Source organism: Synechococcus sp. MIT S9508 (genome assembly GCF_047303045.1).
Taxonomy (GTDB): Bacteria; Cyanobacteriota; Cyanobacteriia; order PCC-6307; family Cyanobiaceae; genus Synechococcus_C.
The window spans coordinates 2,390,512-2,412,350 of record NZ_CP138941.1; the positions used below are offsets into that span (position 1 = coordinate 2,390,512).

Genomic DNA, 21,839 nt, shown 5'->3' on the forward strand with positions numbered 1-21,839 from the left:
GGTCTGAAAGGCGTTACGACCAATCCTGCACCCAATGTCCACTGGCAAGAACCCGGCGTGGACAAGCCATCGCCAGCAACTCAGGCCAGCCAGCCTCGGGCAGATGAATCAGATCCGCCGGTGCTCCGGCCCGCAGGCACCCGTCCCAGGCAAGGCCCATCAGCCGAGCCGCATCGGTGCCGAACGGCTTCATCCCATGGTCATCCCAGGGGGCAAGTTGGGCCAGGGGGAGACACATGGCGATCAGGGCCAGAGGATCGAGCCGCCCTCCTGGGAACCAGGGATCTTGAACGTTGTCACCACCCACGGCGACGGAAACACCTGCGCGCTGCAGCTGCCGAATCGGTGCCAACGGCCGGCGCAAAGGCGTCTCGTTGTCTCGATGACCCAGCAACCAGCCATTGGTGAGCGGCAACGCCACCACCTGCAGGTTCTGACGAGCCATACGGGTAGCTAACCGCTGCAATGAACAGGCTGACAGCAGCGACAGGCTGCTGGCATGGCTGCAAGTGACAGGAACAGACAGGCTCATGCTCTCAAGCACACGCAGCAGCTGTCGCACCCCAGCCGCCGGATGGGAGGCCGCTTCATCGATATGCAGATCCACAGGGCAGCCATGTTGATCCGCAAGCTCCAGCAGTCGGCGCAGGGCACGGCGCGTCGCTCGACCTCGACATGGAGGAGCAAGAACACCGCCGATCACACCCTGGGCCTGGGCCACCTCAGCCGCCAAGTGTTGACCCTCGGGCGTCGACCAGTGCTCCACCGGCACCAGCGCAACAAGTTGCAGCTCGATGCGCTCACGCCACCGAGCTCGCAGAGCCGACAACACCTCCCAGCTGCAGTTCGCAGCAGGCCCGAGGCTGTCGATGTGACTGCGCACGGCCCTCAGGCCATGGTCCCAAGCCAGTTGCAAAGCACGTTCCGCACGCTGCTGAACCCGCTCGGCAGAGCGGGTCTCGTGTTCCCTGAAGTTGGCCGCCAAGGCTCCTGGATAAGTCCCAGCTGGATTGGGATACTCGTTCCAGGAGAACGCCTTATCTAGATGAGCATGGGGTTCCACCAGTCGGGGTAGCACCAGACCCGTGGCCTCCGATGTGGCTTTCACCGACTGGATCCTGCTGCCAGACCAGGACAGGATCACGGGAATCAGCCCATCCACATCAGCCGTTGGCGACGGATCAGAGCCCAGATCGAGCAAAGAGCGCGGACACCGTGCTCTCAGCTCACCGGATGCCAACGGAACCCCTGCTGTGCTCATTCGAGCTTGCCAGCATCCGAATGAGCGTTGAGCACCCAAAACTGACCTGCAAGTCCGAGGCTTGTAACTGAGTAGCGCGGCAATCGCAAGGCGGGCAAGAGGTTCTGACCACCCACAGTCGTGACATACACACTGGCCAGCCCGAGGTTCCAGCGACGGGTGAACTGGTCGGCCAGCAAGGCCAGCGCCGGCTCTTGATCGGCGATCAAGCGCGGACAATCACTGATCCAAAGCTGCAGCACCATCGGCAAGGTCTGACGCTCACAGACCTCCTTTGTGGCCAGATTCACCAATGTTTCCCCGGCAAAGTCCTGGTAATCGTCCCTGGTGGGATTGGTCATGAACAGAGCAGCACAGCTTCCTGCCACCACCAGCACAGCTGCAGCCACCGTTGCTGAAGGCCAGCGCCAACGAGGCGAAGACATGGGGGCGTGACTGCAGGGCGAATTGATAGATTCTTACTGACGCGGCGGGCGTCGCCAAGTGGTTAAGGCAGCGGCTTGTGGCGCCGCTATTCGGGGGTTCGAATCCCCTCGCTCGCCCTTTCAACCTTCGAGCAGGTGTTCTGTTTAAGGGCTCATCAATGCCTGAAGCAGATCATCGGCTCCATGCCGGATGGGATCCCTGCAAACAATCCCGAGACGTTCGCCCACCTGCTCGACAACCTTGAACGCCTGCTGATCATCCAGCCGAGCTGTGTTCAGTGCCAGTGCCCGAACCCTGGGAGCCGCAGGGCTGCCGATAGGGCGTGCGATGGCTGCCAGCGATTCACAGATCGCCACCAGCTCCTCCAGAGAAGGCAGCGGGATGTCCGGCAGCCGATCAATCGTGGACTGCTGAGCGCGATGCACCATCATCAGCGCCGTTGGCTGACTTCCCCTCAATAAGGGCAGGGTGGCCGTGGAACCGGGATGGCAGAGCGATCCCTGACCCTCCACGAGCAGCAGACCCTTGGGCGGCAGAGTTTTCGCCGCTGACAGCACCGCGGCCTCCACAGCACCGGCAGCGAAATCAACCCGCACCGCATCCAGAGGGACCCCCTGGCCACTGATCAGGATCCCTGCCTGACCGGTCCCCACGAAAGCGGAGGGAACTCCTGCCCGAGTGGCGGCCTCTTGCACAGCCAAACAGGCGCTCATCTTGCCGACAGCCATATCCGTTCCCACGGCCAAAATGCGCTGACAGGGGAGCGCCGCAGCGCGAGCTTTGCCAACGCCGAGTCCGGCCGGCTCACGGCGCAGGTCCCAGATCCAGCGTCCGGGTTGCAACGCTGCTTGCAACTCCTGGTCATCGTTCAGATAGCTGTGCAGACCACTGGCGATAGACAGACCAGCATCGAGTGCCGCCAACACATCGGTCCGCATGGCGTCGGGCAACCCCCCTCCTGATGGCGCCAGACCAACAACAGCAACCGTTGGTTCGTAGGGGAGCGCCTCCGCCAGATCGCGCACCACAGGCACTGGCCTGGCAATGCCTGTGACAAGGTCCAGCCGCTCTCCAGCATGCTCAGGATCAATCACAGCCACGATCGGACCAGGTCGATGGCGAAGCATCGCCAATCCGGTCTTGCCAGTGAGCGATGTCAACCCCCCGTGCTGCATCAGCACCAGAGGCATGGCAGCAAAGCCTGAAGGGCACTGAGTGATGGATTCAAAACTCAAGCGATCGCGGCCACAGCAGTGACCATGGATCTAGCAACGCCCACCAGCATGCGCGCCCAGCAAGCGAAGACCGACCCTGAAGCGTGAATCAACGGCAAGGAACTCCGATCACTGACCTGACGCACAACGCGACCACGCAACAAAAAATCATCAACTCAATGAAAAGTCACGATTTTTTGTGTCGCTAGCAGCCGCAAAAGAAGGTTTTGGAGACCAATGACACAGAACATTGTAGAAACTTGATTGTCATTGATAAGCAAAAAATATTTTTGTGTTTTGCTCAATGACGAACAGCAGTACTGATTAATATTCTCTTCAGAAGGCTGCGTTTTTCCGGGGGCACGACTCATGTCCAAAGGACTGAAAGAGGCAAGTTTTTTCGGCGCCACATTCCTGCTAGGCCTGGCCACATTGGAAACGCTGCTTCATTTCGCTGGCTTCTGAGCAGCTTTTTTGAAGCCTGAAGCACACTTCACGAGTGAATCAGCCAGTGCTTTCGGAAGTACACGATTTCATCGTGTCGATCCATTTGAGATTGCGGCAATTGAACCTCGACTGAAAAGCGAAGCGACGATGCTGCAGACGATCACAGGAACAGCATGCAGGGACCAACCTTCATTGCACTGCGCCTGCAGATCAAGGAGACAGAACAGCTGATTGTGGACCGAAGTTGAGCTGGAAAACGCTTCACAACTTCCAAGAAACCTCGAGCTAAATCGGCGGTCCATCAGGCTGCTCAGAAGAGTCTTCGATGCATGATTTTGAAAACCATGCAATAATGATTAAACGCCGAAGAGCCCAGAAGGGTCCACTGCGCGAGAACCAATAAGTCGAACTCAAATGAATCGAAGAGAAATCGCTCCCCATCGGGAGTGGAGAAGGTCTGGCAAACCTGCCAAGGCCTTTCAAATCACTGGCTACGAGTCGCCCCAGAGACGTCGTTATTTGCGTGAGCTGGCGGAACAAGAGGCCAGCCAATCAGCCTGAATCCATCGCTTTGCTGCTGATTCCCAACCCAGCAGAAATCGGAGGAGACAGTCTGTCTTGATCAAGCGGAAGCCCGAGATAAGGATCGTCCACAAGATTCAGATGACTGTCGAGGTCTGGCCAGCGGATCAATGGCAACAGCTGGCATGCCGCTCCATTGAGCAGTGTGCTGTCTGAGTAACAGCCCACCATCAGATCCAGGTTCAATCGCTCAGCGACTCTGGCCATCAGCAAGGCCTCCGTTAATCCACCGGTTTTGAGCAATTTGAGATTGACCCCATCCACATGAGGGGCCAAGCGCAGCAGATCCTTCAGATCCCAGCAGCTTTCATCGGCAACAAGCGGCATGCTGCAGTGCTCTCGCAACGCCGCAAAACCCTGCAGATCCTCCTGAGGATCAAGGCTTGCAGCGACAGGCTGCTCCAGCAGAACTACATCAGCAGCCACGAGGTCTGCTTGCATCTCCCTGGCTTGCTGCACGGTCCAACCACCATTGGCATCGACCTGAAGCTCATGGGCCTCGCCGGTCTGCTCTATGCGGGTTTGAAGGATCGACGCCACCGCCCGCAGCAGTGCCTTGTCATGGTCGAGGCCGTCAGGACTGCCCAGCTTGAGCTTGATACGGGTGGCGGGCAGTTGCGTCCACCAGCGATGGAGCCGCTGCTGCACACCCTCCACCGAAGCCAGGCCCAGGGTGACGCTGGTGGCCACAGCGCAGCATCCATCCAGGCCGAACAATCGCCAGATCGGTTGCCGCAAGTATTGACCCCACCAATCCCAGAGCACCAGATCCACAGCACAACGCGCCGGTGGGGAGAGGCTTCTCAGCAGCGGATCAACAACGCTTCGATCGGCAGGATCAAGTCTGTTGAGAGCGGGCAACGCACCCTGGAGTTCAGCCTCGATGTCGTCCAATGCATAGGAGCGGTGACCGGTGTCTAAACCACCGGTTTCACCCCGACCGTTGATCCCATCATGGCTAAGGCACAGTTCAAGCCGTTCCACAGCTGATGTGGTGCCTCGGCTGATCGCCAGAGGAACCGCCTTGGTGAGCGGAAACCGACGCAGAGACCAGCCCATGCAAGGTGCGCACCGAACTTCAAAGTGACACAGGACGTTTGTGAACCACACTGAAGGAAGGTTCCCTCGTCGGCGGTCCATCGGACGGCCCTCCGCCTTGACCGTTACCGCCTCTCCCTCAACCGCTCAAGTGCCAGGCCTGGAGCGGGGCAGTTACTGGATCACCACCTTCGGCTGCCAGATGAACAAGGCTGATTCCGAGAGAATGGCCGGCATCCTGGAGTCGATGGGGTATCGGGAGGCCACGGCCGAGCTCGACGCCGATCTGGTGCTCTACAACACCTGCACGATCCGCGACAACGCAGAGCAAAAGGTCTACAGCTACCTCGGGCGCCAGGCACGCCGGAAACGCATCAACCCCCATCTCAAACTTGTGGTCGCGGGCTGCGTTGCACAACAGGAAGGTGAATCACTGCTGCGGCGCGTGCCCGAACTGGATCTGGTGATGGGCCCTCAACACGCCAATCGGCTGGAAACCCTCTTGCAGCAAGTTGAGAGCGGTCAGCAGGTGGTGGCGACTGAAGAGCAGCACATTCTTGAAGACATCACCACTGCGCGCCGCGACAGCAGCATCTGCGGCTGGGTCAATGTGATCTATGGCTGCAACGAACGCTGCACCTACTGCGTTGTGCCCTCCGTGCGTGGCAAGGAACAGTCGCGCCTACCGGATGCGATCAGGCTGGAAATGGAAGGTCTGGCCGCGCAGGGGTACCGGGAAATCACCCTGCTGGGCCAAAACATTGATGCTTACGGCCGAGATCTCCCTGGCATTACTGCCGAAGGACGGCGCAAGAACACACTCTCCGACCTGCTTTATCACGTTCATGACGTTGAGGGAATTGAACGGATCCGTTTCGCCACCAGCCATCCCCGTTACTTCACCAGGCGTTTGATTGATGCCTGCGCCGATCTGCCCAAGCTCTGCGAACACTTCCATATCCCCTTCCAGAGCGGAGACAACGACGTGCTGCAGGCCATGGCGCGCGGATACACCATCGAGCGTTACCGCAAGATCATCGACCACATCCGTAAGCGCATGCCTGAGGCCTCTCTCAGCGCCGATGTGATCGTTGCCTTCCCCGGCGAAACCGACGCCCAGTTCAGACGAACCCTGCAGCTGATCGAGGAGATCTGCTTTGACCTGGTGAACACGGCCGCCTATTCACCACGGCCCAACACCCCAGCTGCGAACTGGGAGAACCAGCTCCCCGAGGACGTGAAAGTGGCACGTCTTCAGGAGATCAATGCTCTGGTGGAGCGCTGCGCCAAGGAACGCAATGCTCGCTATGCCGGCCAGGTCGAAGAGGTGCTTGCAGAGGGCATCAATCCCAAGGACCCCACGCAGCTGATGGGACGAACGCGCACGAACCGCCTGACGTTTTTCACTGCAGTGGGCGCCGATGGCCGGAACTATCAGCCAGGCGACCTGGTTCAGGTTCGGATCAATGCGGTGCGTTCGTTCTCTCTCAGTGGCACTCCCGTGCACGGCTGATACGTTTGCGGCGCAGACCTTCTTACAGATCTTTCCCCCATGCCGACTTCTCCTCTCCGCGTTGGCGTGGTGTTCGGAGGTGCTTCCGGGGAACACGACGTTTCAATCCGGTCGGCCTCAACGGTGATCAAAGCCCTGACCGACCCCAGCAATCGGGAGAGGTTCCAGGTGACCCCCCTCTACATCGACCGTGAGGGGCGCTGGTGGCCGGACACCATCGCCAAACGCGTGCTGGAGAGAGGAGCAGCACTGACCGATGACCATCTGCCTCAGCCACTGCCTGCACATGGACTGCGCCAGTTGCCGGTGGATCCCGATCAAATCGATGTCTGGTATCCGGTTTTGCACGGACCCAACGGAGAAGACGGCACGGTTCAAGGTCTGTTCACGCTGATGCAACAACCCTTCGTGGGTTCAGGCGTACTGGGATCCGCCGTGGGCATGGACAAGCTGGCTATGAAAGCAGCCTTTGCAGACGCCGGCCTCTCCCAGGTTCCTCATGTCGGAGTCAACGCGGCTGACCTTAACAATCCAGAGCAGCTGGAACGCCTGCTGATCAGGCTGGAGAAGGAGCTCGGCTATCCCTGCTTCGTGAAGCCCGCCAACCTCGGCTCATCCGTGGGCATCAGCAAGGTGCGCAATCGCGATGAACTCCTAGCAGGTCTGCGACTGGCAGCGGAACTCGATCCACGCTTGGTGGTGGAACAGGGCGTCACGGCTCGGGAGCTGGAATGTGCCGTCCTGGGGCGTGCGCAGCTGAAGGCTTCCGTTGTGGGTGAAGTGCGGTTCGACGCCGATTGGTACGACTACGAGACCAAATACACCGAAGGACGCAGTCAAACGCTGATCCCGGCACCCCTGCCCGATACCGTCAGCCAGCGGGTTCAGGCCATGGCCGTTGCTGCCTGCCGGGCCGTTCACGCCTACGGACAGGCACGTGTGGACGTCTTCTACGACGAAGCGAATGGGCAGATCTGGCTGAATGAGATCAACACACTGCCGGGCTTCACCTCTCAGAGCATGTATCCCACTCTCTGGGAAGCCTCCGGTATTCCTTTGCCACAGCTAGTGGCGGAGCTGGTGGCTACAGCGCAAGAATGAGCCCTCTGCCTCTGCTGCTGCCGCGATGATGCACGGTTTGCTCTGGTTCCCGCTGCTGCTGGTGTTTGTGCTGCTGGCGTCCTTGGGCTGGCTGGAGCGACGACGCCAGAATCTGTTTCGAGTCTGGAGCGAAGCATCCGAGCTGGCCAAACTCGATGGCTGCGGCGCAGCACGGCTGAAGAACGGTGAGCTGTGCTGGAGCAGTTTCCATGCCGGCAGCTTCAAGGATGAAGGTCGCTTTGTGATCAAGACACTGGAATTGGTGGAGTTGATGTCGCTCTCCTCTGGTGATGCACCGCTGGCCCATGAGTCTCAGGGTCGCTGCCGCCTGAGGCTGATCGGTGAAGGCCAACAGATGGACGTGCCCTTCTCGGATGCGGAACGGGCCCGCCGCTGGATGAATCAGTTGATGGCGAAGGCTCGTTGCGACCTGTGATGGCCCGCTCCAAAGCCAACAAACAGGACAGCAGCAACAGCAGCGCTCCCCTTCCTCCAGGCGTCGAACGCCGGCGCAGGCTGCGCCAGGAAAAACGCCAGGAGCAGTTGATTCAGAGCTGGCGCATCTTGCTGTTTGGCGGAGTCTCAAGCGGACTGATCTTGGTTCTGCTGAGCACCGGCTGGAGCTTGCGCTCGCAGCAGCAGCTCACAGTCCGAGGCAGCGATCGCCTCGGGAGTGATGCGGTGGTCAAAGCGGCCGGACTGCGCTTCCCAAGGCCCTTAATCACCTTGGAACCAGGACGTCTCGAGCGCCGATTGCTGGCCGAACTCCCGGTGCAGTCCGTGTCGGTGCAGCGCCGTCTTGTCCCGCCCGGTCTGGAGATCGAGCTCAAGGATCGTCGTCCAATCGCGGCGGCCAGCCGCATGGGGGCCCGCGGCAAGGAACAGGGCATGGTCGACGTTGAAGGACATTGGATGCCACTCACAGTTGCGCGCCAAGGAGAAGCCCCCGCCAGTGCGGTGCGAGTGGAGGGGTGGATTCCCAGCCGGCGTTCGATGATTGCGAAGGTGCTGAACAAACGAGATCAGCTGGGCAGTCCGTTGACGGTGATCCATATCGCCCCAGATGGTGACATCAGCTTGCGCACGCAAACTCTGGGTCTGGTGCGACTGGGCTCCAATGAACGTCTGCTGGATCAACAGCTCAGCACCATCGCCCTGCTGTCAAAAAGTCTGCCCGAAACCCTGCGAGGCAAAGCCAGCAGCGGCATCGATCTTTCAGACCCTTCCAAACCCGAATTGCAGTTGAAAGCGGATCCGAAACAGAAAACGAGCAAACCCTGACCAGAGGTTGCAGCGTGCTGAAACCACAACGAGTGTTATTTGAATTCGGCGATTGTGGCTCGCAGGGACATAATGCACACGCACCTCAATGGTTCGACGACGGCGATGGAGATGGTGAGCGGTCAGATGTCCCCTTCTCCTGATTCAGCAGGAATCCTTCCCTCTCAATCCGCCCGAATTGAAGTCATCGGCGTTGGTGGCGGTGGCAGCAATGCTGTGAACCGCATGATTCAAAGCGACCTCGAAGGGGTTGCATACAGAGTTCTTAACACCGATGCACAGGCCCTGCTCCAATCATCGTCAGAACATCGCGTTCAACTCGGGCAGACGCTGACACGTGGCCTCGGAGCTGGCGGTAACCCCAGCATTGGTCAGAAAGCAGCTGAAGAATCCCGCGCTGACCTGCAGCAGGCACTGCAAGGTGCTGATCTTGTCTTCATTGCAGCCGGCATGGGTGGTGGCACGGGAACCGGTGCGGCACCCGTGGTCGCTGAAGTCGCAAAGGAAAGTGGCGCCCTCACGGTTGGCATCGTCACCAAGCCCTTTGGCTTTGAGGGCCGTCGTCGCATGCGCCAGGCCGATGAGGGCATCGCCCGGCTTGCCGAGCATGTGGACACGCTGATTGTGATTCCCAACGACCGTCTCCGCGATGCGATTGGCAGTGCCCCTCTTCAGGAAGCCTTCCGCAGCGCAGATGATGTTCTGCGCATGGGTGTGAAGGGCATCACCGACATCATCACCTGTCCAGGCCTGGTGAATGTTGACTTCGCTGATGTGCGCTCGGTGATGACGGAAGCCGGCACTGCTCTCCTTGGCATTGGCGTCGGATCCGGCCGATCGCGTGCGATCGAAGCCGCCCAGACAGCAATCAATAGCCCTCTGCTTGAAGCTGCTCGCATCGATGGTGCCAAGGGTTGTGTGATCAACATCAGTGGTGGCCGCGATATGACCCTTGAGGACATGACCAGCGCCTCCGAAGTGATTTACGACGTGGTGGATCCCGAGGCCAACATCATTGTTGGAGCCGTGGTGGATGAACGTCTCGAAGGAGAGATCCACGTGACTGTCATCGCCACAGGGTTTGAGAATGGTCAGCCCTATCGCACCGAGAGAAGTGTTCCGCGCGCTGCCACGTCTGCTTTCAGTCCCGCTGAATCTCAAGATTCAGGTGCTCGCATTCCTGAATTCCTGAGACAGCGTCAGCAACGCCAGGATGGCGGCCAGAACAACTGACTCAGCGTGCAGTGCACTGATTGTGATGCCCGACTCTGGTTGTCCGGAGTCTTCTATTGCAATGTGGTGACCCGGAGTCCACGCCTGTCCAGAGCATCCCGTGTGGCTGCTGCCTTCCGGTTCTGACCAAGTTTGGGCGTCTGAACCGCATAGGTCCGAGTCATCTGTGATGTTAGCAATGGAAGTCCGCTGATTTGAGAAAGCGGTTGCGCGCCTCTGACCTGATCCGGTTCAAGCAGACCGGCCAACCGATCACCATGCTCACCGCCTGGGATGCTCTGAGCGCCTCCCTGGTGGAGGACGCCGGCGCTGATGTGGTGCTGGTGGGAGATTCACTCGCCATGGTCAGCCTCGGTCACAGCACAACCCTTCCCGTCACGCTGGAGCAGATGCTGCTGCACACCCAGGCGGTCTGCCGCGGTTTGAGCAAGCCGTTGGCCCAACAACCTCTGGTGATCACCGACCTTCCCTTCCTCAGCTACCAGTGCGGATTGGATCGCGCGGTAGCCGCAGCAGGAAGCCTGATCAAACAATCCGATGCAGCGGGAGTGAAGCTTGAGGGCGCCGAACCCGAGGTGTTGGCGGTCATTGAGCGCTTAGTTCGCACGGGAATCCCTGTCATGGGGCACCTGGGATTGTTGCCTCAAGCGGTCCACAGCCTTGGCTACCGCCGTCAGGCCAGGGATCCACGCAGCCAGGAACGCCTCTTACAGCAAGCTTCGGAACTGGAGTCGGTGGGGTGTTTTGCGATGGTGCTCGAGCACGTTCCCTCCGAACTCGCGAGCCAGGTGAGGCGGCATCTGGCCATCCCGGTGATCGGCATCGGAGCAGGGGATGACTGTGATGGGCAGGTGAGCGTGACCGCCGATCTACTTGGGCTGACCCGCTCACAACCACCTTTCAGCCAATCTCGGATGGATGGTCGAGGCCTTGGGGTCAAGGCTTTGAGCAGCTGGTTGGATGATCAGCGTCAGCACTCAGCTCCTCCCACCACTCCACCAGCTCCACAAGAACCGCATTGCTGACAGCCATCCCCAGAGGATCGGTGAGCTGCCAGCGAGCGCCGCGCTTGCGCAGCAGGTCTGTTAAGAGAAATCCTGCCCAGCGATCCTCCAGTTGAGGCAGCCAGCGACTGCAAGCTTGCAATGACCAGCCGCAACTCAGGGCTTGTTCCAGCAGGTCAACGCCTTCATGTCGCCTGAGCCCCACGAGCAGACGGTCCTCCAGGCTCATCGGCAGGGCCAACCCCTTTTGCAAAGACGAATGCGGACCGTCCCTCTGCTGCTGGTCGAGCCATTGCCCATAGGCTTCACGGGTGCGCGGTCTCGCGAAGCGCTCACCCCAGGGAGCACTGGTGGCACCCAAACCAAAAGCCCACCAACCGGCTCCGCTCCAGTACACACGGTTATGCCTGGAGGCATGGCCTGGCCTGGAGAAATTGGAGATTTCGTAGCGGCAGTAGCCAGCCCTAGCCAAGCGATCACTGGTGGCGGCAATCCGATCGGCAGCGCCGTCCTCATCGGGCAACTCCAGCTCACCGCGTTGCTCCAGCTTTGAGAACACCGTGCCAGGTTCCACGCTGAGGTCATAAATGGAGAGATGGGGAGCACCCATGGCAACTGCACGCTCCAGCTGAACGGCCCAGGCGTCGTCGCTCTGATTAGGCAAATTGCGAATCAGATCAAGGCTCCAGCTACGCAGAGCTCCATTTTCAACGGCTCCATGGAGCCATTCACAGGCTTCCAGCAGATCCGAGCGGCGATGACGGCGACCGAGGGCTTCCAAAACCTGGTCGTCAAAACTTTGACCACCCAAACTCACCCGATTCACACCGCAGCGCAGCAAGGCCTCGAGATCCATCCGCTCAAAGCTGGCAGGATCCATTTCCAGGGTGATCTCAGATCCGCTCTGCAAGCCGAAACGCGCCCTCAGGGCATTGAGCACACGCCACACCTGTTCAGGGGTCAGCAGCGAGGGTGTGCCTCCTCCGATGTAGACGGTGGCCAAAGGCGGCCCCATTGGAGAACATTCGATTTCCTGCAGCAGCTGGCCGAGATATGTCTCTATTGAGCGACTCCCAGGCCCACCTTGGGCATCCGCCTTGTCTCCCAGCGGCACCACCGCGAAATCGCAGTAGAAGCAGCGCCGATGGCAAAACGGAATATGGATGTAAGCGCTGCGGGGCGCGGGTGCGGTCATCAGCCCGAGCCAGGAGAGTGAGAATGGTGCATGCTGCCTGCAACTGGACTGGGCAGTGAGAACCCAACCTCATGGTCGAAGCGCTCATCATCATCCTGTTCCTGATCTCCGGGACGGCCACCGGCTGGATGGGCGTGCATCTGCTCCCGCAGGAATTGCTGGATGACACCAACGCCCAGCAGGTCCGTTTGGGACTGAGCGCCAGCGGTGCGGTCATCGGCCTGGTGGCCGGAGTGGTGTTCCGACGGCTGCGGCAGCGACTGATGAATCAGGTGCGCACCATGCCCACCGATCTACTGGTGAGCAGGGCTGTTGGACTGATCCTTGGCCTGCTGGTAGCCAACCTGCTGCTGGCACCGATTCTGTTGCTGCCTCTTGCCGGTGCCAGCTCTCTGGTGAAACCCCTGGCAGCGATTCTCAGCAACGTGTTTTTCGGTGTGCTGGGCTACAACCTCGCCGAGGTGCATGGACGGACGCTGCTGAGGCTGTTCAACCCAACCTCCACGGAGGCCCTGCTGGTGGCGGATGGTGTGCTCACACCAGCCACAGCCAAAATCCTCGATACCAGCGTGATCATTGACGGCCGTATTCAGGGAATGATCGGCTGCGGACTGCTGGAGGGGAAGGTGATCGTGGCCCAGACAGTGATCAACGAAATGCAGCAACTCGCCGATTCCAACAACATCGAGAAACGCGGCAAGGGTCGACGCGGTCTGAAGCTGCTCAATGCGCTACGCGAGACCTACGACAAACGTCTGGTGATCAACACGACCCGCTACGACGGAGCAGGCACCGATGATCGCCTGCTGCAGCTCACGGAAGACACCGGCGGCACGCTGGTGACGGCGGACTTCAATCTGGCTCAGGTGGCGCGGGTGAAGGATCTCAAGGTGATGAACCTCAGCGAACTGGTGATCGCCCTGCGCCCTGAAGTGCAACCCGGAGATGAACTCAACCTGAAGATCGTTCGCGAAGGCAAGGAGGAACACCAGGGCGTGGCCTACTTGGAAGACGGCACGATGGTGGTGATTGAAAACGCACGAGCTGCAATTGGTGAACGACGGGCCGTGGTGATCACGGGAGCCTTACAAAATCCAAGCGGCCGGATGGTGTTCGGTCGGCTCAACAAAGAAGGCGAAACAACCGCCACCAGCAAGAGCATTCCTGGAGCAAAACCGCCCCGCAAAAATCGACGCAATGAGCGTCCAACCCCAGAGTCCCGCTAGGCTCCACCGACCACGGCAGCCCGACGCGGATGACCACATCAGCTCCTTATTACGGCGATTCGTCGGTGATGCGGACCCCGCCCCCAGATCTCCCTTCATTGCTGCTCAAGGAGCGCATTGTCTATTTGGGGCTACCGCTCTTTTCCGATGACGACACCAAACGTCAGGTCGGACTCGATGTCACTGAACTGATCATTGCTCAGCTTCTTTTCCTGGAATTTGATAACCCTGACAAGCCGATTTACTTCTATATCAATTCAACTGGTACCAGCTGGTACACCGGAGATGCCATCGGCTTTGAAACGGAAGCTTTCGCGATCTGCGACACCCTCCGCTACGTGAAACCGCCGGTCCACACCATCTGCATCGGACAGGCGATGGGCACAGCAGCTGTGATTTTGTCTGCCGGAACCAAAGGACACCGCGCAGCCCTGCCCCACGCCTCGATCGTGCTGCATCAACCCCGCAGCGGAGCCCAAGGCCAGGCAACGGACATTCAGATCCGTGCCAAGGAAGTGCTGCACAACAAGCGAGCGATGCTTGAAATCCTGTCGACAAACACCGGCCGCAGCGTGGAGGAACTCTCGAAGGATTCCGATCGCATGAGTTACCTCACTCCAGACCAGGCCAAGGACTACGGGCTGATTGATCGCGTGCTCTCCAGTCGCAAGGAGCTACCAGCTCCCGTTCCGGCCGGCTGATCCAGGCCTCCTCCCTCACGTTTCACTGCTTTCTCTTCATCCCACCAGGACTCATGCCGATTGGAACCCCCAGCGTCCCCTACCGCCTCCCTGGCAGCCAGATGGAGCGCTGGGTGGACATCTACACCCGATTGGGAGTGGAGCGAATCCTCTTCCTGGGTTCCGAGGTCAATGACGCAGTCGCAAACAGCCTGGTTGCCCAGATGCTCTACCTCGACTCCGAGGACAGCAGCAAGCCGATCTACCTGTACATCAACTCCCCGGGCGGATCGGTCACAGCAGGGCTGGCGATTTACGACACCATGCAATATGTCAAGAGCGACGTTGTCACCATCTGCGTGGGTCTTGCGGCGTCGATGGGAGCCTTGCTGTTGGCGGCGGGCACCAAAGGCAAGCGATTGGCCCTTCCCCACAGTCGGATCATGATTCACCAGCCTCTGGGCGGAACTGCCCAAAGACAGGCCAGCGACATCGAAATTGAAGCGCGCGAGATTCTGCGCATGAAAGAGATGCTCAACCGCTCGATGGCGGACATGAGCGGCCAGAGCTTCGAGAAAATCGAGAAAGACACCGACCGCGATTACTTCCTCAGCAGCGAGGAGGCCAAGAACTATGGACTGATCGACCGGGTGATCGCCCACCCCAACGAGGCCTGATCGATCCGGCTCTTGCGTAAGCTCTGTCGTTACCAAGCTCCACGTTCATCGTCCGGATGGCTCAGCTTTTTTACGACTCCGATGCCGATCTCTCGCTGCTCAACGGCAAGACAGTTGCCATCATCGGCTACGGCTCTCAGGGCCATGCCCACGCCCTGAACCTCAAGGACAGCGGTGTGAACGTGGTGGTCGGCCTCTACGACGGAAGCCGCTCCGCTGACAAAGCCAAGGCCGACGGCCTGGAGGTTCTGAGCGTCTCGGATGCTGCTGCCAAGGCGGACTGGATCATGGTGCTGCTGCCCGATGAGTTCCAGAAAGAGGTCTATGACAAGGAAATCGCGCAACATCTCAGCGCTGGCAAGGTCCTCAGCTTTGCCCACGGTTTCAACATCCGTTTCGGCCTGATCCAGCCTCCCGCCGATGTGGATGTGGTGATGATCGCCCCCAAGGGCCCAGGTCACACCGTGCGTTGGGAATATCAAAACGGTCAGGGTGTTCCTGCACTGTTCGCGATTGAGAAAGACGCCTCCGGCCATGCCCGTGGCCTGGCCATGGCCTACGCCAAGGGAATCGGCGGCACCCGTGCCGGCATCCTGGAGACCAACTTCAAAGAAGAAACCGAAACCGACCTGTTCGGCGAACAGGCCGTTCTCTGTGGTGGCCTGTCCGAACTGGTGAAAGCCGGCTTCGAGACCCTGGTCGAAGCGGGTTACCAGCCTGAGCTGGCCTACTTCGAGTGCCTGCACGAAGTGAAGCTGATCGTGGATCTGATGGTGAAGGGTGGTCTGTCAGCCATGCGCGACTCGATCTCCAACACTGCCGAGTATGGCGATTACGTGAGTGGCCCCCGCCTGATCACCGCCGACACCAAAGCGGAGATGAAGCGAATTCTCTCTGACATCCAGGACGGCACCTTCGCCAAGAACTTCGTGGCTGAGTGCGAAGCCGGCAAGCCCGAGATGAACAAGATTCGCAAGCGCGACGGTGACCACAAGATCGAGGAAGTGGGCAAAGGGCTGCGTTCGATGTTCAGCTGGCTGAGAGCCTCCTGATCAGGGCATCATTCAGCCCTTTCTGCTGGTGATTGCCGCGGCCGGTCTCGACCGGCTGATCGGTGATCCCCTCTGGTCCCCACACCCTGTGGTGTGGATGGGTCGTTGTATCAGCACACTGCGGCGCAGCGTTGAACATTGGAGCGGTGGGCACCCGCGGTGGCTCCGTCTGGGTGGACTAGCCATCACGCTCGTTCTCACCCTTGGCAGCGCCAGCATCGGTTGGCTGATCGAACGGATGGCCCTGCAAACGGACGGCATACTCCAGAGCGTCGCTCTGCTGGCACTGGTCGCTGGCCTTGCCAGTGCTCTGGCAGCCAAAAGCCTTGAACAAAGCGTGCTGAATGTGATCGCAGCCCTCCCCCGCGAAGGGAGAGGCAGTCTCTCAACGGCACGAGAGCAGCTCAGCTGGATTGTGGGCCGCGACACGACCTCACTCAGTGGAGACGAGATCCTGCGCGCCACCGCCGAAACCGCCAGTGAGAATGCGGTGGACGGGCTGTTCGCACCGCTGTTCTGGATGTTGGCGGGTGCAGCTCTCTGGAGCCTTGGATTGAGCGACGCTCCAGGGCCACTAGCCCTGGCCTGGGGATTCAAGGCGGCCAGCACCCTGGATTCCATGCTCGGGTACCGCAGAGGAACGCTGCGCTGGCTGGGCACGGCAGGCGCAAGACTCGATGACCTGCTGACCTGGCTGCCCTGCCGCTTAGTGATGCTGAGCCTGCCGCTGGTCAGCATGCCCTGGCGCCAGTGGCCAGCTCTGATCAGATCGGCTGAATCCGAAGGCCAGCTCGATGCTTCACCGAATGCAGGACGCTCAGAAGCGATCTATGCGCACTGTGCAGGCGTGCAACTCGGCGGCAGGAACCGTTACGGCGATCATTGGGTGGAGAAACCACTGCTTGGAGCTGATCAGCCCAACGCAGACCCGCGAGGGATCAGCAGAATCCTGGAGCTGACTAGACGACTTGAACTGCTTTGGATCCTGATGGCAGCCATGTTGAGCTGGAGCCTGCAGGCGCGTGCTCAGTAAGCACCACGATCCATCGGCAGCAACAACACGCCGAACGTGCGCAGGATGATGGCCAGGTCAAGCAAGAATGAACGTCCGCGGGCGTAAGCCAGATCAAGCTTGACACGCTTGTCATAACTGAGATTATTTCTGCCGCTCACTTGCCAGAGGCCAGTCAAACCAGGCCGGACCGCCAGGACTTCATCCATGTAGTCGCCATAGCGAAAGATCTCTTCGTTCACGATCGGCCGTGGTCCGACCACACTCATCTGACCACGGAGAACATTCAGGAATTGAGGCAGCTCATCAAGGCTTGAGCGGCGGAGAAACCTGCCGATTGGCGTAATGCGTGGATCGTTACGCAGTTTGAAATCTCGTTCAAATTCAGCGCGCAACTCTGGTGAACGCTGCAACACCTGGGCAAGAACGGCATCGGCATCAGGCCGCATCGTGCGGAATTTGATGCACCCAAAGCGTTGATAGCCGCGCCCGACCCGTTTCTGCACATAAAACACTGGGCCCGGTGAGCTGAGCTTCACCAACACAGCCAGCAGCAGAAAGAGCGGAAAGCCCAGTCCAAGCACTGCCGCTGAAAACGCAAGGTCACCAGAGCGCTTGAGCGATCGACCAATCTTGCTCTGAGCACCAACAATGGTGCTAGCAGGAAGATCCGAAGGCGGAGCTGTCATCAACTTCAGGTGACGACGTGATGCGCGAAGGCGCAGTGCCGTTGCGGATGCTGAGAGGAGGGTCTGACGAGGAGTATCAACCACGGAATGTCCCTCTCGTCTCCAACCAATCAACCTGAAGGCCAAACATTCGTCAGCTGCAAAGGGCCAGTAACCGCAACGGCATAGAAGCACATCGCGGCCCAACCGGTGACATCCAGATGCGCCTAAAAGCGCAGAATATTGATCAAGAAGTCTCTCAGGCGATTGCCGTCTCACGTCCCACTCCCGAAGCTTGAGGTATGGCAACCACCAGCACTGCTCTCAACGGCCTCCTAGAGGAAGCTCTCCAGGAAGCCTCAATTGGAGAAACCGATCACTTCCACTGGCATGCCACAGCCGTGGGAATCGCCGCACTGTGGAGAGAGGAAAAGCCCCCGAACACCCCTCCCTTCGATGAAGCAGTCAGCGAAGGCCTAGAGGTCGGCCTGGATTTGAGTAGAGAGGAGAGGGAGTTCCACCAGGTCAAGGAAGGATTGGTGCTGCTATTCCACTCATAAGAGAGCAAAATCGAGCACCTGAAGAGGCAACAGCACTAAGGAGAGCAATACTTACAAAATCAATCCACCATCACGAAAACATCTCATTCCACCCTGCATCAGAAGCGCAAATCAGGGGCTAACTGCTAAAGTACTTTAATCAATCAATTTGACGATGAAGATTTATCTGCCGGTCTTTTCTTATTCAGCCTCATGCAAAACATTTGACCTAAATACAGAGCACAACCCCGGAATCGGAGGCACACAGCACGTCACAGTCCTACTTGCCTCAAGACTGGCAAGAGCGAAGCCACAATGGAACATCTATTTAGTAAACTATTCTCCAATCAACATTTTAAATGCAAGTCAAAATTTAAAACAAGTCAGCTTCACGAGCTTAGAGCATTTTTGTCAATTCCTAAGCAGCCCAGCAGAGACCGGCTCTCGCGCAATAATAACCGCATTACTCCTGGAAACGTGCAAGCTTGCAGAGCTGAAACTTATATCCAATAGAGTATTTTGCTGGCTACATCACCCCTTTCACTTCAAGCACAAGCTTCGACAAGCAGACTTTTTGGCATACATCAACCAAGGATCTTATCAGCACTCATCCAATTGCAGATTTTACCCAAGATGCATAATCATACAAAACATTTTTTCGCCAGCAAACAAATCTAACACAGAGAGTTCAATAGAAACAAGACAAGACTTCCCTCTTCGACTCGTCCACCTGGGCGCACTAGTTCCAGACAAAGGACTACTTCACATTGCCAAACAATGGAAAAGAATAAAAAAATTATATCCAAACGCCCAGCTGAATATAATCGGCTCAGCATTGACCTATAACTCTTGGAATGATGTTCATCAGCTAGTACCTGCGAACCCTAGTTACGCTAACCAAATTTTAAAGTACATTCCAGAGTCCGATATTGCCGAAGGCCACTGCAAGTTTCATGGCAACCTTGGCCTTGAGAAGGATGAAATCATCGAATCATCTCATCTTGCTCTCCAAAACCCAACCGGCATTCGCGAATCATTTGGTGCAGCGACTTTTGAATGCATGGCGCTTGGCACACCAGTCATAGCATCTGGAGATTATGGAATGCATGAAGCGATGCAATATTTTCCTGAATTAACAATCCAAAGAACCAGCCAACTGGCAGGAATAATTCGAGAAGCCTGCTCAGATACCAATCGGTACAAAGAACTACAATGCAGATCATTAGCAGTTGCAAAATTGTTTTCTCTGAATTCAGAAGCAGCTACGTGGAAATGGATCAGAGTTCTTCAAACAGAGAAACGCGAAATAACTGCGGACAGTATTATTTACCCTGGCTTCAACAGCAGCACTCTCAAGGCCATAACAAAACTGAATTACAGAAGAGTCAACGGCGTCCTAAGAACAAGCATCAAAAGTGCAACTAAATATTGTCTGCGAAAAACAAGATAAATACCAGGATTTCTACTCACACAATCGGGATACATCCTGGTGTTCGGCGAGACTATCCAGGACTAGAAAGAACTAGAACAGTCCCCGACCGCAAAAGGGTTGGGACGACGCGGAGCTTCTTAGGACTTGCTTGGAACGGAGAGGGTGGGATTCGAACCCACGAGGGTGTTACCCCTACACGATTTCGAGTCGTGCGCATTCAACCGGGCTCTGCCACCTCTCCAAGCGCTTGAAGCGCATTCCCACTTTAGTAGGCAGCCCTCTCGCACCCTGAACACTCAGCCCGATTGAAGGCGAAGATCACTGCGACGCAGTCGTTGAACTCGAGTTCCAAAGCGGACGTTCAACATGCGACCCCGCTGGTCAGCGACGCCAACACTCAGTCCATCGCTCTGGAGACGCTGCCCTGGCGTAAGAGGAAGCCGGCCTCTCTGTTCAACTTGAAGCGTGCGCGCCAATGCGTTCCAACACACCTGCTGATCCGTACCCACCGGATCGAGAACCGCAATCCAATCCAGCCGTTGATGGCCGAGCCCATGACTCAGTCGCGTCGCGATTCGACAACTGAGGTCATCACCATGGCGGCTCAACAGGGCCGCCCGACCTCGGTGGCGCAACACCAACCACTGACGACCCCACTGCTCCACACGAATCAAGTCGTCCCGCAGCTGAACATGAACCTGCAGGCATACCGCCAACAGAAACCACAGCTGCGAAAGGCCACGCCAGCGCTGCTGAGCAAGCAATAGCCAAGGGAGCAGCCCCAGCGCAAACAACAACACAAGCAAGGGATGCACCGGCCCTGTGAGCATCTGAGCCCCTGGACACTGAATGATCCAATTCACCAAACTGATCAGCCACCAACTCAACTGCTGCACAGGCCAGATCAAGCCAGGCAACAGAGCAGCGCTCAGAGCAGCCGCCAACAGCAACAGCAGCACCATCACTGCCAGTGCCATGGCGGCCAGGGTGAGTGGAGCTAACAACGGAGCAGCAAGCAGATTGCTGAGCAAGGCGTAAAGCGGCGCTGCTCCGAAATACAGCAATTGCAACGACAGGGTCCAGAACAGAGCAGCAAGGGGAATCGAAAGCGCCGGAGCCAGTCTTTGCAATGGCTGGGGCCAGTTCTGAACGATCCATTGCTCCAGGGGGCCGGCCGAAATCACCAGGCCAGCCGTCGCCGCTGCATTGAGCTGAAAGCCTACGGAACGCCCCCAGGCTGGATGCACCAGCAGCATGAGCACCAGGGTGACCAGGAGAGCCCCCAGCGGGCGACTGCGATGTCCGCTCTCACGAATCAGCAGTGCCTCAGCACCCATCAACACTGAGCGCACCACGGATGGCTGGATGGCTGCGCGCCCGCAAGGGCAAGAAACAACGCCATGGCTCCACTCCCCGCAGCAAGCCTTAAGGCCGCAGGCAAGGTCCTGGTGCAAGCGAGTGCTCTGCCCAACAGCACAGAGAGATGAAATCCGGTGCCGCCAGAGCGTGCGATAACCCAGCCACCCGAAATCCCTCGCGCAGGCTTCGCGGCAAGGACACCTGAGCAGCTTCAAGCACCAGAGCCGCGAGCAAAACTCCCGACTGCTCCCCGGCAAGGTCAGTGAAACGCTCAGCAATCGTGCGGCGTGCATCTGCCAGAGGAGTCCAGTCCTGCCGCAACACGTGCATGGCATCAGTGCGCAGACGACTCCACGTTCGTTGCAGAGCCAGTCGCTCATCACCACGGGCCAATAGCGGGTGCGAGCCAGGTTGAGGGCGGCGCAATTCGCCCTCAAGCTCGAGCCATGATCCAGTCAATAAAGGTGTCGTGCACAGGTCGATGGTGAGCTCCGTTCGGCCTCGACTGAACTGGCCATGGAGGCTGCTGACATCCAGCAGAGACCGGCAGAGACCGTTGGTCACAGCACCGTCAGCATGGATGCGGACCACGAGGCGCACCGCGAGTGGCGTGCCATCACGAGGAATAAACAGGCTGGGATCTCCTGACTGAGGCTGGGGCATGGCCCCAGCTCCACAGCGAGCGCTAACGAGACAGAGCATCAAAGCGAGACCCGCCATAACCTTTCTCGGCCGATGACTGGCTCGCCCCCAGGCAACCAGTCCGCCGACCAGAAGCGCCACCAGGCTCAACCACTGCGCTGGGGAGCGAACATAGGTCGCCCCTATGCAGGCCATGAACAGCAACAACCCGGCACTGAACACCGGTTTCATTCAGCACGATCGGAGTTGTTGCGAGA

General features: G+C 58.5%; 22 protein-coding genes, 2 tRNA genes and 1 other RNA gene. 14 read left to right on the forward strand and 11 right to left on the reverse strand.

Annotated elements, in window-relative coordinates; all coding sequences use genetic code 11:
- Window positions 1-13: 13 nt before the first annotated feature.
- Both SIB42_RS13315 and SIB42_RS13320 read right to left on the reverse strand, forming a co-directional pair.
- Entirely contained in the window at window positions 14-1,261 is a 1,248-nt protein-coding gene (locus SIB42_RS13315; protein WP_067094211.1) for an amidohydrolase family protein, read from the reverse strand.
- Entirely contained in the window at window positions 1,258-1,686 is a 429-nt protein-coding gene (locus tag SIB42_RS13320) for a DUF4359 domain-containing protein (RefSeq protein ID WP_067094208.1), read from the reverse strand. The genes SIB42_RS13315 and SIB42_RS13320 overlap by 4 nt, the downstream gene beginning before the upstream one ends.
- 44 nt (window positions 1,687-1,730) lie before the next feature.
- Here SIB42_RS13320 and SIB42_RS13325 point away from each other — a divergent pair.
- Window positions 1,731-1,803: transfer RNA gene (locus SIB42_RS13325), tRNA-His, on the forward strand.
- Window positions 1,804-1,830: 27 nt separating this feature from the next.
- Here SIB42_RS13325 and SIB42_RS13330 read toward each other — a convergent pair.
- The 3 genes from SIB42_RS13330 to SIB42_RS13340 form a co-directional block, all read right to left on the reverse strand.
- Complete coding sequence (locus tag SIB42_RS13330) at window positions 1,831-2,877, reverse strand: DUF1611 domain-containing protein (protein WP_067094499.1); 1,047 nt, start codon at window positions 2,875-2,877, stop codon at window positions 1,831-1,833.
- Window positions 2,878-2,918: 41 nt separating this feature from the next.
- Window positions 2,919-3,062 carry a hypothetical protein gene (locus SIB42_RS13335; protein ID WP_156485161.1) on the reverse strand — a complete coding sequence of 48 codons (144 nt, stop codon included), beginning with the start codon at window positions 3,060-3,062 and terminating at the stop codon, window positions 2,919-2,921.
- A gap of 838 nt (window positions 3,063-3,900) precedes the next feature.
- The gene (locus SIB42_RS13340) at window positions 3,901-4,989 is read right to left on the reverse strand and encodes a dipeptide epimerase (protein WP_067094202.1); all 1,089 of its coding nucleotides are present in this window, start codon (window positions 4,987-4,989) and stop codon (window positions 3,901-3,903) included.
- A 79-nt stretch (window positions 4,990-5,068) separates the two neighbouring features.
- On the opposite strand from SIB42_RS13340, the gene miaB reads away from it, so the two are divergent.
- From miaB to ftsZ, 5 genes are all read left to right on the forward strand, one after another.
- Window positions 5,069-6,481, forward strand: coding sequence for a tRNA (N6-isopentenyl adenosine(37)-C2)-methylthiotransferase MiaB (gene miaB, locus SIB42_RS13345; protein WP_369818434.1), 1,413 nt, complete (start codon window positions 5,069-5,071; stop codon window positions 6,479-6,481).
- A 39-nt stretch (window positions 6,482-6,520) separates the two neighbouring features.
- On the forward strand, window positions 6,521-7,582 hold the full coding sequence (locus SIB42_RS13350; protein WP_067094196.1) for a D-alanine--D-alanine ligase family protein: 1,062 nt from the start codon (window positions 6,521-6,523) through the stop codon (window positions 7,580-7,582).
- Between the two features lie 25 nt (window positions 7,583-7,607).
- Window positions 7,608-8,018, forward strand: coding sequence for a hypothetical protein (locus SIB42_RS13355; RefSeq protein WP_067094194.1), 411 nt, complete (start codon window positions 7,608-7,610; stop codon window positions 8,016-8,018).
- Window positions 8,018-8,863 (forward strand): cell division protein FtsQ/DivIB, encoded by an 846-nt coding sequence (locus SIB42_RS13360; RefSeq protein WP_067094190.1) that lies wholly within the window; start codon window positions 8,018-8,020, stop codon window positions 8,861-8,863. Before SIB42_RS13355 ends, SIB42_RS13360 begins: the two co-directional genes overlap by 1 nt.
- Window positions 8,864-8,935: 72 nt before the next feature.
- Window positions 8,936-10,096: a cell division protein FtsZ gene (gene ftsZ, locus SIB42_RS13365; protein ID WP_067094187.1), complete on the forward strand. Its 1,161-nt coding sequence runs from the start codon at window positions 8,936-8,938 to the stop codon at window positions 10,094-10,096.
- 65 nt (window positions 10,097-10,161) lie between these two features.
- Here the strand turns inward: ftsZ and ffs are convergent.
- Window positions 10,162-10,258: signal recognition particle sRNA small type (gene ffs / locus SIB42_RS13370), an RNA gene on the reverse strand.
- Window positions 10,259-10,302: 44 nt separating this feature from the next.
- On the opposite strand from ffs, the gene panB reads away from it, so the two are divergent.
- A complete protein-coding gene (gene panB / locus SIB42_RS13375; protein ID WP_074160732.1) occupies window positions 10,303-11,121 on the forward strand; it encodes a 3-methyl-2-oxobutanoate hydroxymethyltransferase in 819 nt (272 codons plus the stop codon).
- Here the strand turns inward: panB and hemW are convergent.
- Entirely contained in the window at window positions 11,033-12,295 is a 1,263-nt protein-coding gene (gene hemW, locus SIB42_RS13380; RefSeq protein WP_067094181.1) for a radical SAM family heme chaperone HemW, read from the reverse strand. The genes panB and hemW overlap by 89 nt on opposite strands.
- Before the next feature lie 71 nt (window positions 12,296-12,366).
- Here hemW and SIB42_RS13385 point away from each other — a divergent pair, with 71 nt between their 5' ends.
- From SIB42_RS13385 to cbiB, 5 genes are read left to right on the forward strand one after another with little or no spacing between them, the layout of a single operon-like run.
- A complete protein-coding gene (locus tag SIB42_RS13385) occupies window positions 12,367-13,521 on the forward strand; it encodes a PIN/TRAM domain-containing protein (RefSeq protein ID WP_067094178.1) in 1,155 nt (384 codons plus the stop codon).
- 29 nt (window positions 13,522-13,550) lie between these two features.
- The gene (locus SIB42_RS13390) at window positions 13,551-14,222 is read left to right on the forward strand and encodes an ATP-dependent Clp protease proteolytic subunit (RefSeq protein WP_067094175.1); all 672 of its coding nucleotides are present in this window, start codon (window positions 13,551-13,553) and stop codon (window positions 14,220-14,222) included.
- A gap of 53 nt (window positions 14,223-14,275) precedes the next feature.
- Complete coding sequence (locus SIB42_RS13395; RefSeq protein ID WP_413328142.1) at window positions 14,276-14,878, forward strand: ATP-dependent Clp protease proteolytic subunit; 603 nt, start codon at window positions 14,276-14,278, stop codon at window positions 14,876-14,878.
- Window positions 14,879-14,934: 56 nt separating this feature from the next.
- The gene (ilvC, locus tag SIB42_RS13400; RefSeq protein ID WP_067094169.1) at window positions 14,935-15,930 is read left to right on the forward strand and encodes a ketol-acid reductoisomerase; all 996 of its coding nucleotides are present in this window, start codon (window positions 14,935-14,937) and stop codon (window positions 15,928-15,930) included.
- A 28-nt stretch (window positions 15,931-15,958) separates the two neighbouring features.
- The gene (gene cbiB / locus SIB42_RS13405) at window positions 15,959-16,963 is read left to right on the forward strand and encodes an adenosylcobinamide-phosphate synthase CbiB (protein ID WP_067094167.1); all 1,005 of its coding nucleotides are present in this window, start codon (window positions 15,959-15,961) and stop codon (window positions 16,961-16,963) included.
- Here the strand turns inward: cbiB and SIB42_RS13410 are convergent.
- Window positions 16,957-17,631, reverse strand: coding sequence for a sugar transferase (locus tag SIB42_RS13410; RefSeq protein WP_082825026.1), 675 nt, complete (start codon window positions 17,629-17,631; stop codon window positions 16,957-16,959). The two genes, cbiB and SIB42_RS13410, sit on opposite strands and share 7 nt — an antisense overlap.
- A gap of 281 nt (window positions 17,632-17,912) precedes the next feature.
- Here SIB42_RS13410 and SIB42_RS13415 point away from each other — a divergent pair, with 281 nt between their 5' ends.
- Window positions 17,913-18,170 (forward strand): hypothetical protein, encoded by a 258-nt coding sequence (locus tag SIB42_RS13415; protein ID WP_067094164.1) that lies wholly within the window; start codon window positions 17,913-17,915, stop codon window positions 18,168-18,170.
- A gap of 154 nt (window positions 18,171-18,324) precedes the next feature.
- On the forward strand, window positions 18,325-19,599 hold the full coding sequence (locus SIB42_RS13420) for a glycosyltransferase (protein ID WP_074160731.1): 1,275 nt from the start codon (window positions 18,325-18,327) through the stop codon (window positions 19,597-19,599).
- A gap of 136 nt (window positions 19,600-19,735) precedes the next feature.
- Here the strand turns inward: SIB42_RS13420 and SIB42_RS13425 are convergent.
- From SIB42_RS13425 to SIB42_RS13435, 3 genes are all read right to left on the reverse strand, one after another.
- Window positions 19,736-19,822, reverse strand: a tRNA-Ser gene (locus tag SIB42_RS13425).
- A gap of 55 nt (window positions 19,823-19,877) precedes the next feature.
- A complete protein-coding gene (locus tag SIB42_RS13430) occupies window positions 19,878-21,035 on the reverse strand; it encodes a ComEC/Rec2 family competence protein (RefSeq protein ID WP_197459871.1) in 1,158 nt (385 codons plus the stop codon).
- Window positions 21,007-21,813 (reverse strand): DUF4131 domain-containing protein, encoded by an 807-nt coding sequence (locus SIB42_RS13435; protein ID WP_156485159.1) that lies wholly within the window; start codon window positions 21,811-21,813, stop codon window positions 21,007-21,009. The genes SIB42_RS13430 and SIB42_RS13435 overlap by 29 nt, the downstream gene beginning before the upstream one ends.
- Between the last annotated feature and the right edge of the window lie 26 nt (window positions 21,814-21,839).

Excerpts from the sequence above, each read along its gene's own strand:
- SIB42_RS13360 (WP_067094190.1), top strand. The coding sequence starts at position 8,018 with ATGGCCCGCTCCAAAGCCAACAAACAGGACAGCAGCAACAGCAGCGCT.
- SIB42_RS13350 (WP_067094196.1), top strand. The coding sequence starts at position 6,521 with ATGCCGACTTCTCCTCTCCGCGTTGGCGTGGTGTTCGGAGGTGCTTCC.
- SIB42_RS13435 (WP_156485159.1), bottom strand. The coding sequence starts at position 21,813 with ATGAAACCGGTGTTCAGTGCCGGGTTGTTGCTGTTCATGGCCTGCATA.
- SIB42_RS13340 (WP_067094202.1), bottom strand. The coding sequence starts at position 4,989 with ATGGGCTGGTCTCTGCGTCGGTTTCCGCTCACCAAGGCGGTTCCTCTG.
- ftsZ (WP_067094187.1), top strand. The coding sequence starts at position 8,936 with ATGCACACGCACCTCAATGGTTCGACGACGGCGATGGAGATGGTGAGC.
- SIB42_RS13410 (WP_082825026.1), bottom strand. The coding sequence starts at position 17,631 with ATGACAGCTCCGCCTTCGGATCTTCCTGCTAGCACCATTGTTGGTGCT.
- SIB42_RS13315 (WP_067094211.1), bottom strand. The coding sequence starts at position 1,261 with ATGAGCACAGCAGGGGTTCCGTTGGCATCCGGTGAGCTGAGAGCACGG.
- SIB42_RS13355 (WP_067094194.1), top strand. The coding sequence starts at position 7,608 with ATGATGCACGGTTTGCTCTGGTTCCCGCTGCTGCTGGTGTTTGTGCTG.
- SIB42_RS13395 (WP_413328142.1), top strand. The coding sequence starts at position 14,276 with ATGCCGATTGGAACCCCCAGCGTCCCCTACCGCCTCCCTGGCAGCCAG.
- SIB42_RS13415 (WP_067094164.1), top strand. The coding sequence starts at position 17,913 with ATGGCAACCACCAGCACTGCTCTCAACGGCCTCCTAGAGGAAGCTCTC.
- ilvC (WP_067094169.1), top strand. The coding sequence starts at position 14,935 with ATGGCTCAGCTTTTTTACGACTCCGATGCCGATCTCTCGCTGCTCAAC.
- hemW (WP_067094181.1), bottom strand. The coding sequence starts at position 12,295 with ATGACCGCACCCGCGCCCCGCAGCGCTTACATCCATATTCCGTTTTGC.
- SIB42_RS13330 (WP_067094499.1), bottom strand. The coding sequence starts at position 2,877 with ATGCCTCTGGTGCTGATGCAGCACGGGGGGTTGACATCGCTCACTGGC.
- SIB42_RS13420 (WP_074160731.1), top strand. The coding sequence starts at position 18,325 with ATGAAGATTTATCTGCCGGTCTTTTCTTATTCAGCCTCATGCAAAACA.
- SIB42_RS13320 (WP_067094208.1), bottom strand. The coding sequence starts at position 1,686 with ATGTCTTCGCCTCGTTGGCGCTGGCCTTCAGCAACGGTGGCTGCAGCT.
- SIB42_RS13390 (WP_067094175.1), top strand. The coding sequence starts at position 13,551 with ATGACCACATCAGCTCCTTATTACGGCGATTCGTCGGTGATGCGGACC.
- SIB42_RS13385 (WP_067094178.1), top strand. The coding sequence starts at position 12,367 with ATGGTCGAAGCGCTCATCATCATCCTGTTCCTGATCTCCGGGACGGCC.